Source organism: Burkholderia sp. Bp9031 (genome assembly GCF_003857965.1).
Lineage (GTDB): Bacteria > Pseudomonadota > Gammaproteobacteria > Burkholderiales > Burkholderiaceae > Burkholderia > Burkholderia ambifaria_A.
Genome location: NZ_QTPW01000012.1, coordinates 164061 through 177412, shown reverse-complemented (window position 1 = coordinate 177412; position 13352 = coordinate 164061). Strand labels below are relative to the sequence as shown.

General features: G+C 67.6%; 13 protein-coding genes. 6 read left to right on the top strand and 7 right to left on the bottom strand.

Going from position 1 to position 13352, the window contains the following annotated elements:
- Positions 1-137: 137 nt before the first annotated feature.
- Positions 138-293: a DUF3309 family protein gene (locus tag DIE15_RS18220; RefSeq protein WP_071290498.1), complete on the bottom strand. Its 156-nt coding sequence runs from the start codon at positions 291-293 to the stop codon at positions 138-140.
- 208 nt (positions 294-501) lie between these two features.
- Here DIE15_RS18220 and DIE15_RS18215 point away from each other — a divergent pair, with 208 nt between their 5' ends.
- The 6 genes from DIE15_RS18215 (at position 502) to DIE15_RS18190 (ending at position 6382) form a co-directional block, all read left to right on the top strand.
- Complete coding sequence (locus tag DIE15_RS18215) at positions 502-1176, top strand: histidine phosphatase family protein (protein WP_057926264.1); 675 nt, start codon at positions 502-504, stop codon at positions 1174-1176.
- Between the two features lie 20 nt (positions 1177-1196).
- Positions 1197-2228, top strand: coding sequence for a phosphotransferase (locus DIE15_RS18210; RefSeq protein WP_124833998.1), 1032 nt, complete (start codon positions 1197-1199; stop codon positions 2226-2228).
- A gap of 76 nt (positions 2229-2304) precedes the next feature.
- Positions 2305-3069 carry an SDR family oxidoreductase gene (locus tag DIE15_RS18205; protein ID WP_057926436.1) on the top strand — a complete coding sequence of 255 codons (765 nt, stop codon included), beginning with the start codon at positions 2305-2307 and terminating at the stop codon, positions 3067-3069.
- A gap of 7 nt (positions 3070-3076) precedes the next feature.
- A complete protein-coding gene (locus DIE15_RS18200; protein ID WP_124833997.1) occupies positions 3077-3835 on the top strand; it encodes an SDR family NAD(P)-dependent oxidoreductase in 759 nt (252 codons plus the stop codon).
- A 33-nt stretch (positions 3836-3868) separates the two neighbouring features.
- A complete protein-coding gene (locus DIE15_RS18195) occupies positions 3869-5113 on the top strand; it encodes an acyl-CoA dehydrogenase family protein (RefSeq protein WP_124833996.1) in 1245 nt (414 codons plus the stop codon).
- Between the two features lie 363 nt (positions 5114-5476).
- On the top strand, positions 5477-6382 hold the full coding sequence (locus tag DIE15_RS18190; protein ID WP_124833995.1) for a LysR family transcriptional regulator: 906 nt from the start codon (positions 5477-5479) through the stop codon (positions 6380-6382).
- A gap of 50 nt (positions 6383-6432) precedes the next feature.
- Here DIE15_RS18190 and DIE15_RS18185 read toward each other — a convergent pair whose 3' ends face one another.
- The 6 genes from DIE15_RS18185 to DIE15_RS18160 form a co-directional block, all read right to left on the bottom strand.
- Positions 6433-7560, bottom strand: a complete 1128-nt coding sequence (locus DIE15_RS18185; protein WP_057926269.1) for a J domain-containing protein — start codon at positions 7558-7560, stop codon at positions 6433-6435.
- Between the two features lie 98 nt (positions 7561-7658).
- Positions 7659-8366, bottom strand: coding sequence for a GntR family transcriptional regulator (locus DIE15_RS18180; protein WP_175825974.1), 708 nt, complete (start codon positions 8364-8366; stop codon positions 7659-7661).
- Between the two features lie 64 nt (positions 8367-8430).
- Positions 8431-9477, bottom strand: a complete 1047-nt coding sequence (locus DIE15_RS18175) for a proline racemase family protein (RefSeq protein ID WP_124833994.1) — start codon at positions 9475-9477, stop codon at positions 8431-8433.
- Between the two features lie 15 nt (positions 9478-9492).
- Positions 9493-10974, bottom strand: coding sequence for an aldehyde dehydrogenase family protein (locus DIE15_RS18170; RefSeq protein WP_124833993.1), 1482 nt, complete (start codon positions 10972-10974; stop codon positions 9493-9495).
- Between the two features lie 15 nt (positions 10975-10989).
- Entirely contained in the window at positions 10990-12273 is a 1284-nt protein-coding gene (locus DIE15_RS18165; RefSeq protein WP_409364304.1) for an NAD(P)/FAD-dependent oxidoreductase, read from the bottom strand.
- Between the two features lie 5 nt (positions 12274-12278).
- Positions 12279-13295: a 4-hydroxyproline epimerase gene (locus tag DIE15_RS18160; RefSeq protein ID WP_124833991.1), complete on the bottom strand. Its 1017-nt coding sequence runs from the start codon at positions 13293-13295 to the stop codon at positions 12279-12281.
- Positions 13296-13352: the final 57 nt, after the last annotated feature.

The window sequence follows — 13352 nt, the reverse complement described above, 5'->3', positions numbered from 1 at the left end:
TTTATCCCGACCGGGGGCCCGGGGTTTACCGCGGGCGCCGCGGCGGGGCTCCCCCGCCCGGCGGGGTTTTTCAAACCGCCCCCCCGGCGCCGGCAGGGGGGGGGGGGGGCGCGGGCCCCGCCCCCCCCCCCGCCCAGTCAAATGCGCCCCAGCAACACCAGTATCACGACGATGATGACGACGAGCCCGACGGTCCCCGACGGCCAGTAGCCCCAGCTTCGGCTGTGGGGCCATGAAGGAAATGCTCCGATGAGCAGCAGAATCAGAATGATGATGAGGATCGTACCGAGCATCGCACCCCTCCTTGACGTGTTCGACATGACGGTATCGGCTGCCGCAATTCCCGTGCCGCTGCACCCGGCGGGGTGACAGTCGCCGAAAGGGCGTTGTATGGATACCCGGAATTCATGCAATGAATACTGTCCGATTCAGAAAATAAATTTCAAAAATGCAACCCGCGTCGCTATGCTGGGCTCTCGGTATCACTCACGCGGACATGCAATGGCTGAACTCTTTCTGGTACGGCACGGGCAGGCGTCGTTCGGCACGGACGACTACGACCGGCTGTCCACTTCCGGCGAGCAGCAGGGCGTCTGGCTCGGCGAGTACTTCGCAAAGCAGGGCCTGACGTTCGACCGCGTGATCTGCGGCACGATGAACCGGCATGCGCAGACGGTCGACGCGATCCTGCGCGGGATGGGCCGCGAAGGCGTGCCGGTCGACCGCCATCCCGGCCTGAACGAATACGACTTCCACGGGCTGTTCGCGGCGGCCGCCAGCGACTATCCGGAGATCGCGCGGCTCGCGGCCGGCTCGATGAAGGAGCATTTTCGTGCGCTGCGGCAGGTGCTGCACCTGTGGGCCGACGACAAGCTCGGCGACACCGCGCCCGAAACCTGGGCGCATTTCCAGCAGCGCGTCGCCGACGCACGCGCTGCGATCCGCCACGGCGGCAGCCAGCGCGTGCTCGCGGTGAGCTCCGGCGGCCCGATCGCGGTGACCGTGCAGCAGGTGCTCGCCGCACCGCCTGCGAGCGCGATCGCACTGAACCTGCAGATCCGCAACAGCAGTCTTTCGCAGTTTTTCTTCAACGCCGACGCGTTCCACCTGGCGTCGTTCAACGGCATCCCGCATCTCGAGGATCCCGAACGACATGCGTGGCGCACCTACGGCTGACCCTACGAACGATCGCGACGATGACGAACCCTTCCCAGCCCCTCGACGTAGCCCGCCTCACGCGCTATCTGGAAGCGCACGTGCCGGGTTTCGAAGGCCCGCTCGACATGGAGAAGTTTGCCGGCGGCCAGTCGAACCCGACCTTCCTGCTGCACGCGAAGAGCGGCCGCTACGTGTTGCGCCGCCAGCCGCCCGGCGAACTGCTGAAATCCGCGCACGCGGTCGATCGCGAGTTCCGCGTGCTGAGCGCGCTGTCGGGCACCGCGGTGCCGGTCGCGCATCCGTATCACCTCTGCGAAGACCGCGACGTGATCGGCAGCCTGTTCTATGTGATGAGCTTCGAGGACGGGCGGATCTTCTGGGATCCGGCGCTGCCGGAGCTGCCGAAGGCCGACCGGGCGATCTGCTACGACGCGCTGCTGCGCACGATGGCGGCGCTGCACGACGTGGACGTCGACGCGGTGGGTCTCGCCGACTACGGCCGTCCCGGCAACTACTTCGAGCGCCAGATCGGCGTGTGGACGAAGCAGTATCGCGCGGCGGAAACGGAGCGCCTCGACGCGATGGAGACGCTGATCGACTGGCTGCCGAAAGCCTGCCCGGAGGACACGGGCCGGCCCGCGCTGGTGCACGGCGACTTCCGGATCGACAACCTGATGTTCGCGCACGACGACTATCGCGTGCAGGCCGTGCTCGACTGGGAACTGTCGACGCTCGGCAATCCGCTCGCCGATCTCGCGTACTTCTGCATGTGCCTGCGGCTGCCGTCGGGCGGCCAGGTGTGCGGGCTCGCGGGCCAGGATCGTGCCGAACTCGGCATTCCCGACGAAGCGGCGATCGTCGCGCGCTATTGCGAACTGCGCGGGATCGAGCCGATCCGCGACTGGCATTTCTATCTCGCGTTCAGTTTCTTCCGGCTCGCGGCGATCGCGCAAGGCGTGAAGGCGCGCGCGCTGCAGGGCAATGCGTCGAGCGAGCAGGCGCTGCGCGTGGGCGCGATGACCGGCCGGCTGTCCGAAATGGCTGTCGGCGTGATCGACGCGCACCGCTGAAATCGACGAAAGCGCCGCGTGCACCGATCGCGCCGCGCGACGGCACGACAACACATCAATGGAGGAGCACAGCAACATGGCAACGAATCTGTTCGACCTGACGGGCAAGATCGCGCTGGTGACGGGCGCGAGCCGCGGCATCGGCGAGGAAATCGCGAAGCTGCTCGCGGAGCAGGGTGCGCACGTGATCGTGTCGAGCCGCAAGCTCGACGACTGCCAGGCCGTGGCCGACGAGATCGTCGCGGCGGGCGGCCGCGCGGAAGCGCTGGCCTGTCACGTCGGGCGGCTGGAGGACATCGCCGCGACGTTCGAGACGATCCGCGGCAAGCACGGCCGGCTCGACATTCTCGTGAACAACGCAGCCGCGAATCCGTACTTCGGGCACATCCTCGATACCGATCTCACCGCATATGAAAAGACCGTCGACGTGAACATCCGCGGCTACTTCTTCATGTCGGTCGAGGCAGGCAAGATGATGAAGGCGCAAGGCGGCGGCGCGATCGTCAACACTGCATCGGTCAATGCGCTGCAGCCGGGCGACCGGCAGGGCATCTATTCGATCACGAAGGCCGCGGTCGTCAACATGACGAAGGCGTTCGCGAAGGAATGCGGGCCGTTCGGCATCCGCGTGAACGCGCTGCTGCCGGGCCTCACGAAGACGAAGTTCGCGGGCGCGCTGTTCGCCGACAAGGACATCTACGAAACCTGGATGGGCAAGATCCCGCTGCGCCGCCATGCGGAACCGCGCGAGATGGCCGGCACGGTGCTGTATCTCGTGTCGGACGCGGCGAGCTACACGAACGGCGAATGCATCGTCGTCGACGGCGGCCTGACGATCTGAGCGCGCGATGAAACTCGACAGCTATGACGGGCAGGCCGTGATGATCACCGGCGCCGCGAGCGGCTTCGGTGCGCTGCTCGCGAGCGAGCTGGCCGCGATGGGCGCGCGGCTCGCGCTCGGCGACCTGAACGGCGACGCGCTCGAACGCGTGGCCGCGCCGCTGCGCGCGGCCGGCGCCGACGTGATCGCGCAGCGCTGCGACGTGCGTATCGAAGCGGAGGTCGAAGCGCTGGTGCAGGCGGCGGCCGCGCGCTTCGGGCGGCTCGACGTCGGCATCAACAACGCGGGCATCGCCCCGCCGCTGAAGGCGCTGATCGATACCGACGAGGCCGATCTCGACCTGAGCTTCGCGGTGAATGCGAAGGGCGTGTTCTTCGGGATGAAGCACCAGATCCGCCAGATGCTCGCGCGGCGCGAAGGCGTGATCCTGAACGTCGCGTCGATGGCCGGGCTTGGCGGCGCGCCGAAGCTGGCCGCCTATGCGGCGTCGAAACACGCGGTGGTCGGGCTCACGAAGACGGCCGCGCTCGAATACGCGCGGCATGGCATTCGCGTGAACGCGGTGTGTCCGTTCTACAGCACCACGCCGATGGTCACCGACAGTGACATCGGCGATCGCCAGGACTTTCTCGCGCAGGGCTCGCCGATGAAGCGGCTCGGCCGACCCGAAGAAATCGTCGCGACGATGCTCACGCTGTGCGCGAAGGAAAACACTTATCTGACCGGGCAGGCCGTCGCCGTCGACGGCGGTGTCTCGGCCTTCTGAACGAACGGAAAACGGAATCTCGAGGAGTCGATCATGGACTTTGGCTACACCCCGAAAGTGGAAGAACTGCGCGAACGCGTGCGCGCGTTCATGGACGCGCACATTGTGCCGCGCATCCGTCAGTGGAACGAGGAAGTGCATGCGGGGCAGTATCCCGTGTCATTCATGGAGGAGCTGAAGGAGCGCGCGAAGGCCGAAGGGCTGTGGAACCTGTTCCTGCCGCACCTGAAGAGCGACGAGCCGGGGACGGCGCTGACGAACCTCGAATACGCGCCGCTCGCCGAGATCATGGGGCGCGTGGCGTGGGCGTCGGAGGTGTTCAACTGCAACGCGCCGGACACCGGCAACATGGAGCTGCTGCACCTGTTCGCGACGCCCGAGCAGCGCGAACAGTGGCTGCTGCCGCTGCTGCGCGGCGAGATCCGGTCGGCGTTCGCGATGACGGAGCCCGATGTGGCTTCGTCGGATGCGACCAACATCACGACGCGCATCGAGCGCGACGGCGACGACTACGTGATCAACGGCCGCAAATGGTTCATCACGAACGCCGCGCATCCGAACTGCAAGATCTTCATCGTGATGGGCAAGACCGATCCCGATGCGGAATCGCACCAGCAGCAGAGCATGATCCTCGTGCCGCGCGACACGCCGGGCGTGACGGTCGTGCGCAACATCACCGTGGTCAACCACTACGCGCCGGAAGGGCACTGCGAGATCACGTTCGACAACGTGCGCGTGCCGGCGCGCAACCTGCTCGGCGAGGAAGGCAGCGGCTTCGCGCTCGCGCAGGCCCGCCTCGGGCCCGGCCGCATCCACCACTGCATGCGCTCGATCGGCGCGGCCGAGCTCGCGCTGGAACTGATGATCGACCGCGCGCAGTCGCGCGAAGCGTTCGGCAAGCCGCTGAACCGGCACGGCACGATCGGCGAATGGATCGCGCGCTCGCGCATCGAGATCGACCAGGCGCGGCTGCTGGTGTTGAAGGCCGCGTGGATGATCGACAAGGTCGGCGCGAAGGCGGCGCGCAAGGAAATCTCGATGATCAAGGCGCTCGTGCCGACCGTGTACACGGACGTGTGCGATCGCGCGATGCAGGTGTTCGGCGCAGCAGGGTTGAGCCCCGACACGCCGCTCGCAGACATGTGGACCTGGGGCCGCGCGCTGCGCTTCGCCGACGGTCCGGACGAGGTGCACCTGCAGGCGATCGCGCGCATGGAGATCAAGGACGCCGTGCGCGGCTCGACCGAGCCGTACCTGACGCGGCCGCCGCGCGGCTGAGCATCGCGTCGCGCGAGCAAGCGACGTGGGCGAACGGGAGGCGCACGCCGTATTAAGATGTGGGGCCTGTTCCCGCTCATAACGGGCTTGCGCTGGCCGTCAGAAGGGCCGAGCGCAAGGATTGCGACGAAGCGAATACTCGACGTATTCGCAAGGAGCATGACGCGGCGATCGGCCCTTCTGGCGGCCAGCCCCGCGAATGACTTTTTCCAAACAGGGGAACGTGCCTTGCCGGCCGTATTGCGGCGTCGATCGTCGCTTGTTTGGCATGGCCAAACGGCGCTCCTCTCTCCTTGCACTACGACCGGCAAGGCACGTTCGCAAGCCCGTTATGAGCGGGAACAGGCCCCTGGAGATCCGGCGATGCGCCTTTCGAAGATTGATCTGAACCTGTTCGTCGTATTCGAGGCGATCTACAACAAGCGCAACCTGACGCGCGCGGCCGAGGTGCTGAACCTCACGCAGCCGGCCGTCAGCAACGCGCTGGCGCGGCTGCGCAAGACGCTGAACGACCCGCTGTTCGTCAGCACGCCCTCCGGGATGATGCCGACCCCGATGGCCGAGAACATCGTCGGCCGCGTGCGCGAGGCGCTGCAGCTGCTCGATTCGAGCGCGCACGAAGGCGACGTGTTCGATCCGGCCTCGTCCGAGCGCGTGTTCCGGCTCAGCATGAGCGACCTGACCGAAGCGCTGCTGCTACCCGCGCTCGGCGAGCTGCTGCAGACGCATGCGCCGGGCATGCACGTGCGCAGCTACACGATGGACCGCCGCGAAGTGGCGACCGCGCTCGCGAACGGCTCCGTCGACATCGCGATCGACGCACCGCTGATCGGCGATCCGCACCTGCACCAGGTGCTGCTCGTGCGCGACCGCTACGCATGCATGATCCGCGACGATCACCCGTTCAAGGGCGACACGCTGACCCTGGACGACTACCTGTCGATGGGGCACATCCACGTGTCGAGCCGCCGCAAGGGCAGCGGGCACGTCGATGCGGAACTGACGCGGCTCGGGCTGCGCCGCAATATCCAGATGCGCGTGCAGCACTACATGGTCGCGCCGCTGATCGCGATGCGCGGCGATCTCGCGCTGACGGCGCCGCTCAGGCTGCTGCAGCGCTATCCGGCCCGGATTCTCGAACTGCCGTTCGAGATGCCGGGGCTCGAATACTTCTGCTACTGGCATCGCAGCGCCGATCAGGATCAGGGCAGTCAGTGGCTGCGGGAGCAGCTGATGATGCTGATGGGCGGGATGAGCGCGCAGCGGTGATCTGCGGGGCGTGCGCGTCGCGCGTTCACCGCTAGCTGCCGGTCCGCCCCTTAAAACGATTCGTCGTCGAAGCGCGACGATGCCGGCCGGCGCTTCATGTCCTTCAGCCAGTCCCTGACCTTGTCCGGATCCTCGAACTCGCGCAGTGCCACGCCGAGGTCCTGGTTGCTGCGCTGCATGCCGGCAATATCGCGCGTGAGCATGCGGATGACGGTATCGGGCGCGACCTTGACGGACGATGCGATGCCGTACGTCCTGCGGAAATCGTTCTCGACGTGCTGGATCTCCTGATCGAGCTCGCGAAGCTGCTCTTCCAGGATGCCGTTGTAGCGCGCAAGCCGCGCTTCGCCGAGCCCGTCGATCGCACGCCGGTCGATCTGCTCGATCTCCAGTTGCAGTTCCAGCAGCTGCAGCAGGTTGCCCTTCGCATAGGCGTGATTGACCCGCTGCATCAGCACCGTCTTGCGTTCCTGTTCCCGCGGATCGGTTTCGCGATCGGGATGCAGCGCGCTCGCGAGCTTGCGATAGATCTCGCGAATCGACCGGCTCGATTCGGCCTGCTCGGCTTCTCGCCGGGCCTGCGCAGCCGATTGCTTCGGCGCCTTCTTGCGCTTCGCGCGTTGCGCCTCGCGGGCCGCGTGGGCGGCCATGTCGCGCTCGAACTGTGCGTCGAGTTCGGCCTGCATTCGCGCGGCAAGTTCGTCGGGCGACAGCGCGTCGAGATCGTCCGCCGGTTCCATGCCGGGCGTCGGCTTCGATTCCGGCTTCGCCGGTTCGGGATCGGCCGCGGCGCTGCCGACGCTCCCGGATGCGCGATGCCGGTTGTAAATGATCATCAGCGCGGCATCGTCGCTGACGTTCAGCAAGTCGCGCGCCATGTCGGCGATCAGGTCGGAGAGCGTGCGCTGCTCGGCCTTGCTCAAGCCCTTCCGCAGGAAGGCATCGTCGAGCAGATGGATCAGCCTGATCCGCAGCGCGGTCGCTTCCTGTTCGAGCGGCAACAGCCCGTCGACGAATTTCTTCTGGAAGGCCGGCATGACGGCTTCCCACGCCCCGAGACGCGCGCGCCGCTTTTCGATGTGCTCGACGAGCGTATTGAACGTCTTCTGGGCTTTCGACAGGCTGGCTGTCTCGTGACCGGGCGCGATGGCGACCGCGGCACCGCGACGTGCGGTCATGATGAATGTCCTCCGGCCGCGGCAGGACGCGCGGCAGGCCGGTATTTTAGCCGGATGGGCGTGTGCCCGCCGGCCTGCGGTGCGCCGCTGCCGATGCGTTACAGCACGGCCATCGATTCCGTCATGTTCTGCTTCATGTAGTCGAGGAAGCGCTTCTGGAACAGCATCGTGTGCTCGTGCGCGGCGCGCTCGGCGGCGTCAGCATCGCGCCGCACGATCGCGTCGATCAGTTCGTCGTGGTCGCGGCCGAGCTTGGCGGCCGTCGGCGAACTCACGGTGAAATCGAAGTGCAGATGAAGCAGGCGCTGCCCTTCGCCGAGCAGCCGTTCGTAGTAGCCGACGAAGTATGGGTTGTTCGCGGCATGCGCGATCGCCATGTGGAGTGCCTTGTTGGTCTCCGACATCGCCTGGAAGTCGCCGCTCTCGACGGCCGCCATGTAGACGTCGTCGGCCTTGCGGATCTTCGCGAGATCGGCTTCGGAGCGCTGCGTGGCCGCGAGCCGCGTGACCGCGCGCTGGATCAGGTCGAGCGCCGAGATGTACTTCGGGAATTCCTCGATCTCGAACGGCGTGACGAGCGTCGTGCGGTTCGGCAGGATCGTGACGAGGCCCTCGCTGCTCAGTCGCGCAATGGCGTCGCGCACCGGCGAGCGCGACAGCCCGAACTGCGCGGCCAGCGAGATTTCGTCGAGCTGCACGCCCGGTTTCAGCTTCAGCGTCAGGATCTGCTTGCGCAATTCCTCATACACATACCGCCCGCCGTGCCGGCGGCCGCCACCTTCGGTTTCAACGGCCTCTTTGCTCATCTCGCTACCCTTCCTGTAATCGGCCCGGGTCGCCGGGCGCGCTCTGGAGTTTAGCATCGCGTCTTCACGCGCCTGACGGTGCCGATGGCCCGAATCCGTCGCCCCACGTGTCGCTGAGCATGAACCCGGCGGCCAGCGGGTCGTCGGGATCCACGCCGAGCTGCTGGAACCCGAACACCCACGCGCGCCCGGTGACGCGCGGCAGCACGGCCGGCCGCCCGCCGACGTCGGTCGTGCCCAGCAGCTCGATGCGGAATTCGCCGCCGATCGTCGAGCGCGACGTCAGGCGGTCGCCGACCTGCACGCGCCCGCGCGCGGCGAGCGTCGCGAGATTGGCCGAGCTGCCGGTCCCGCACGGCGAGCGGTCGACGCGGCCGGGCGGCAGCGTCGTGCAGGTCTGGTACACCGTGTCGTCGATCCGGTTGCGGAACATCACGTACGCAACCTCGTTGATCTCCGGGACCAGCGGATGCTGCACGGCGACCTGCCGGTTGATGATCTCCTTGAGCCGCACGCCTTGCGTCGCGAGCTGCCGCGCGTTGCCCGGCGCGATGGCGAGCCCGATCTGATCGACGTCGACGAGCGCGTAGTACACGCCGCCGAATGCGATGTCGGCCTTGATCGTGCCGAATGCTTCCGTCTGCACGTCGACGTCGAGATGTTCGACGAACGCCGGCACCATGTCGAGCGATACGCCGACGCAGCGGCCGTCGCGGCAGGCGGCCCGCGCGGTGACGAGACCGGCCGGCGTGTCGAGCACGACGGTGGTTTCGGGCGCTTGCATCGGCACTATCCCGAGTTCGAGCAGCGCGGTCACGACGCAGATGCAGTTGCTGCCCGACATCGGATGCGCCTTGTCAGCCTGCAGCACGATGAAGCCGGCATCCGCTTCCGGCCGCGTCGGCGGCAGCAGCAGGTTGACCGACATCTGCAGGCAGCCGCGCGGTTCGAGCACGACCAGGCGCCGCAAGCTGTCGTCGGTCTCGTTGATGTAGTTCATCTTGTCGAGCATGGTCTTGCCCGGCACGTCGAGGACGCCGCCGGTGATGACCTTGCCGATCTCGCCCTCGCAATGCACGTCGACGAGCTGCAGCGTTTTGTTCCAGCGCATGATCGATTTACCTTCCTACTTGATGTACCAGGCCCAGGGCTTGTCGCTGTCGTAGCGCGTGATCTGCTTGATCTCGAGGTAGTTGTTCAGGCCCCACTCGCCGAGTTCGCGTCCGATCCCGCTCTGCTTGTAACCGCCCCACGGCGCCTCCGTGAACGTCGGCTGCGAGCAGTTGATCCATACGATACCCGCGCGCATCGCGCGTGCCACGCGCTCGCAGCGCGGCAGGTCGGCCGACATCACCGCCGCCGCCAGCCCGAAGCGCGAATCGTTGGCCGAGCGCACCGCTTCGTCTTCCGAATCGAACGGCCGCACGCAGACGACCGGGCCGAAGATCTCCTCGCGCCAGATCCAGCTGTCTTCCGGCACGTCGGCGAACACGGCCGGCTCGATGAAGTAGCCGCGCTCGAGATGCGCGGGCCGGCCGCCGCCCGTCACGAGCCGCGCGCCTTCGTCGCGGCCGCGCTCGATCGCCGCCCGCACCTTGTCGTACTGGCCGCGGCTCACCAGCGGGCCGAGCAGCACGCCGTCGTCACGACCGTTGCCGATCCTGATCTTGCGCGCTTCCTGCGCGAGCCGCTCGACCAGCGGCGCATACAGCGAGCGCTCGACGAGCACGCGCGACGTCGCCGAACACACTTCACCCTGGTTCCAGAAGATGCCGAACAGGATCCATTCGACCGCCGCTTCGAGATCGCTGTCGTCGAACACGATGAACGGCGACTTGCCGCCGAGTTCGAGGCTCACGTTCTTGATGTCGCGCGCGGCGGCCTGCATGATCCGGCTGCCGGTCGGCACGCTGCCGGTGAACGCGAGCTTGTCGATGCCCGGATGCTCGGCGAGCGGCGCGCCGGCGTCAGCGCCGAGGCCCGTCACGACATTCAGCACGCCGGCCGGCAGCCCGGCCGCGTCGGCGATGCCGGCCAGCTCGAGCGCGGTGAGCGGCGTCAGTTCGGACGGCTTGAGCACCATCGTGCAGCCGGCCGCCAGCGCGGGCGCGACCTTCCAAGCGGCCATCAGCAGCGGAAAATTCCACGGGATGATCGCACCGGCCACGCCGATCGGCTCCTTCCGGACCACCGTGCTGAAGCGTTCGTCCGCCAGCGGCACTGCGGTTTCGGCGCCGCTGTCGAGCTGTTCGGCGAGTCCTGCATAGAAGTCGAAGCAGCCGGCGGCATCGCCGAGATCCCACAGCGCTTCGGGCAGCGGCTTGCCGTTGTCGCGTACTTCGAGCTCGGCCAGCTCGGGCAGCCGGTCGCGGATGCCTTGCGCGATCTTGCGCAGCACGGCGGCGCGCTGCGCGCCGGTCATGCGCGGCCACGGGCCTGCGTCGAACGCGCGGCGCGCGGCGTTGACCGCGGCGTCGATGTCCTGCGCGGTAGCGGCGGCCACTTTCGCGATCACGGTTTCGTCGCTCGGGTCGAGCGTGTCGAAGGTACGGCCCTGAACGGGCGCCACCCAGCGGCCGTCGATGAAAAGTCGTTCGTAAGAATGCATGAAAGGTCTCGAATGTCAGGCGAAGCGATAAGCGCTGAATGGCGACAAGTCCTGCCGCGTCGGGCGACCGGCCGCGAGGTCGCCGACCAGGCGGCCCGTGGTCGCGCCGAGCGTGAGGCCGAGCTGGCCGTGGCCGAATGCCATGATCACGTTCGGCAGCCGCTTCGAGCGGTCGATCACCGGTTTCGTGTCGGGCAGGAACGGCCGATAGCCCACGCCGTACTCGACGCGTGCGGTCTGCAGCTCGGGCAGGATCCGTCGGGCCTTCTCCAGGATGATGTCCGCGCGCCGGAAGTTCGGTGCCGCATCGCGGCCCGCGAACTCGATGGTGCCGCCGATCTGCAGCCCGCGCGTCATCGGGCTGAAGCAGAAGCCGCCGTCGGCGTAGATGACGGAGTGGCGGAACTCGACGCCCGGGTCGGTCACGAGCGCCTGGTAGCCGGCGATGCCTTCGAGCGGCACGCGCACGCCGAGCTGCCCGAAGAACTGCCGCGAACCGGTGCCGGCCGCGACGACGACATGCTCGGCCGCGACGCGCTCGCCGTTCGCGAGCGTTACGCCGCTCGCGCGTCCCGACGCCTCGTCGATGCGTGCGGCGGTCGTGCGGATGCGGCGTCCGCCTTGCGCTTCGAAGCTGGCCGTCAGCGCCGCGATGAAGCCTTCGGTATCGTTGACCGCGCGCCAGTCCGGAAACAGCAATCCGTGCCGGAACCGGCCGGCGAGCGCCGGTTCGAGATCGCCGATGTCCGCGGCCGTCAGCCGCTGCGAGGCGAAGCCGAGCGACTGCCGCAGCGCGAGATGCGGCTGTTCGTGCGCGATGCCGGCTGGATCGTCGAACACCTCGAGCACCGGGCGCTGGCCGAGCAGCGCGCGATCGCCGCATGCATCGAGCAGCGGCGCGTAATCGGGATAGACCTCGTGCGTCAGCGTGGCCATCGCCTGCGCGATCGACACGATCTTCGCGTGGCGGGCGGATGCGACGAACCGGAAGAACCACGGCAGGATGCCCGGCAGTGCGCCGGGCCGCAGCGCGAGCGGCCCGTTCTGGTCCATCAGCCAGCGCGGCACCTTCATCAGGATGCCGGGCTTCGACAGCGGAATGACCTCGCTGACGGCCATCTGCCCGCAGCTCCATTTTGCGGTGCTGTCGCCCGGGGCGGCCGGATCGATCAGCGTGACGGCGTGACCGTCGCGCTGCAGATAGAGCGCGCAGCACACGCCGACGATCCCGCCGCCGATCACGACGGCCGTTGTCGCGCGTGCGGTGCCGGGGGTGGCGGGCACGTGTTGTCGCGGAATCGCGTTCAATTGACGAACTCCTGGAGGCTGAAGCCGTGCGCGTACGGCTGGGACGAATCGACGCGATACTGCGCGCGCCCGGTCACCCATGCGCGTCCTTCGATGCTCGGCCGCACCGCGTCGAGCCCGCTGTCGAGTCGCATGACCGATTCGACGCGGCCGATGAAGCGGCTGCCGATCAGGCTCTCGTGGCAATACGCATCGCCGGCCTGCAGCCAGCCGCGCGCGAAGCGCTGCGCGACGCGTGCGGAGCTGCCGGTGCCGCACGGCGAACGGTCGACGAGGCTGTCGCCGGCAATCACCACGGCGCGCCCGTGTGCATCGTCCGCAATCGGCTTGCCGGTCCACATGCAATGCCGCACGCCGCGAATCGCCGGATGATCGGGGTGCACGACGTCGAGCGCCGCGTTGACCGCGCGTTGCACGTCGCGGCCCCACGCCAGCAGTTCGTCCGGCGTGAAGTGCTCGCAGCCGGGGAAGTTCGGCTGGACCTCGACGATCGGGTAGAAGTTGCCGCCGTATGCGACGTCGACGGCGAGCCTGCCGAGCGCGGGAATGTCGATCTCGACGTCGCGCGCGAGCAGGAAGCTCGGCACGTTGGTGAAGCGCACCGAGCTCACGCGTGCGCCGTCCATCTCGTAGCGCGCGACGATCTGCCCGGCCGGCACGTCGACCGTGACCGTGCCCGGCTCCTTCGGTACGACGAGGCGTTCCTCGATCGCGAACGCGATCGAGCCGATCGTCGCGTGGCCGCACATCGGCAGGCAGCCCGACGTCTCGATGAACAGCAGGCTGAAGTCGGCGTTGTCGTTGACCGGCGGATAGAAGATCGTGCCCGACATGTGTGCGTGGCCGCGCGGCTCCAGCATCAGCGCGCGGCGCACCCAGTCGTGATGCGCGACGAAATCCTCGCGGCGCGCGTTCATCGTCGCGCCCGGCAGCGTCGGCACGCCGTCGATCACCATGCGCACCGGCATGCCCTCGGTGTGGCCTTCGATGCAGGTAAAGCTGTGAATCGTCATGTTGAGGTTCCTCGGTCGGCGTACCGGCACCGAGCGGCGCCGGTACGGATGCGCATG

Coding starts and splice junctions, on each gene's coding strand:
- DIE15_RS18160 (WP_124833991.1), bottom strand. CDS start 13,295: ATGACGATTCACAGCTTTACCTGCATCGAAGGCCACACCGAGGGCATG.
- DIE15_RS18190 (WP_124833995.1), top strand. CDS start 5,477: ATGCGCCTTTCGAAGATTGATCTGAACCTGTTCGTCGTATTCGAGGCG.
- DIE15_RS18215 (WP_057926264.1), top strand. CDS start 502: ATGGCTGAACTCTTTCTGGTACGGCACGGGCAGGCGTCGTTCGGCACG.
- DIE15_RS18185 (WP_057926269.1), bottom strand. CDS start 7,560: ATGACCGCACGTCGCGGTGCCGCGGTCGCCATCGCGCCCGGTCACGAG.
- DIE15_RS18170 (WP_124833993.1), bottom strand. CDS start 10,974: ATGCATTCTTACGAACGACTTTTCATCGACGGCCGCTGGGTGGCGCCC.
- DIE15_RS18175 (WP_124833994.1), bottom strand. CDS start 9,477: ATGCGCTGGAACAAAACGCTGCAGCTCGTCGACGTGCATTGCGAGGGC.
- DIE15_RS18220 (WP_071290498.1), bottom strand. CDS start 293: ATGCTCGGTACGATCCTCATCATCATTCTGATTCTGCTGCTCATCGGA.
- DIE15_RS18180 (WP_175825974.1), bottom strand. CDS start 8,366: ATGAGCAAAGAGGCCGTTGAAACCGAAGGTGGCGGCCGCCGGCACGGC.
- DIE15_RS18200 (WP_124833997.1), top strand. CDS start 3,077: ATGAAACTCGACAGCTATGACGGGCAGGCCGTGATGATCACCGGCGCC.
- DIE15_RS18210 (WP_124833998.1), top strand. CDS start 1,197: ATGACGAACCCTTCCCAGCCCCTCGACGTAGCCCGCCTCACGCGCTAT.
- DIE15_RS18205 (WP_057926436.1), top strand. CDS start 2,305: ATGGCAACGAATCTGTTCGACCTGACGGGCAAGATCGCGCTGGTGACG.
- DIE15_RS18195 (WP_124833996.1), top strand. CDS start 3,869: ATGGACTTTGGCTACACCCCGAAAGTGGAAGAACTGCGCGAACGCGTG.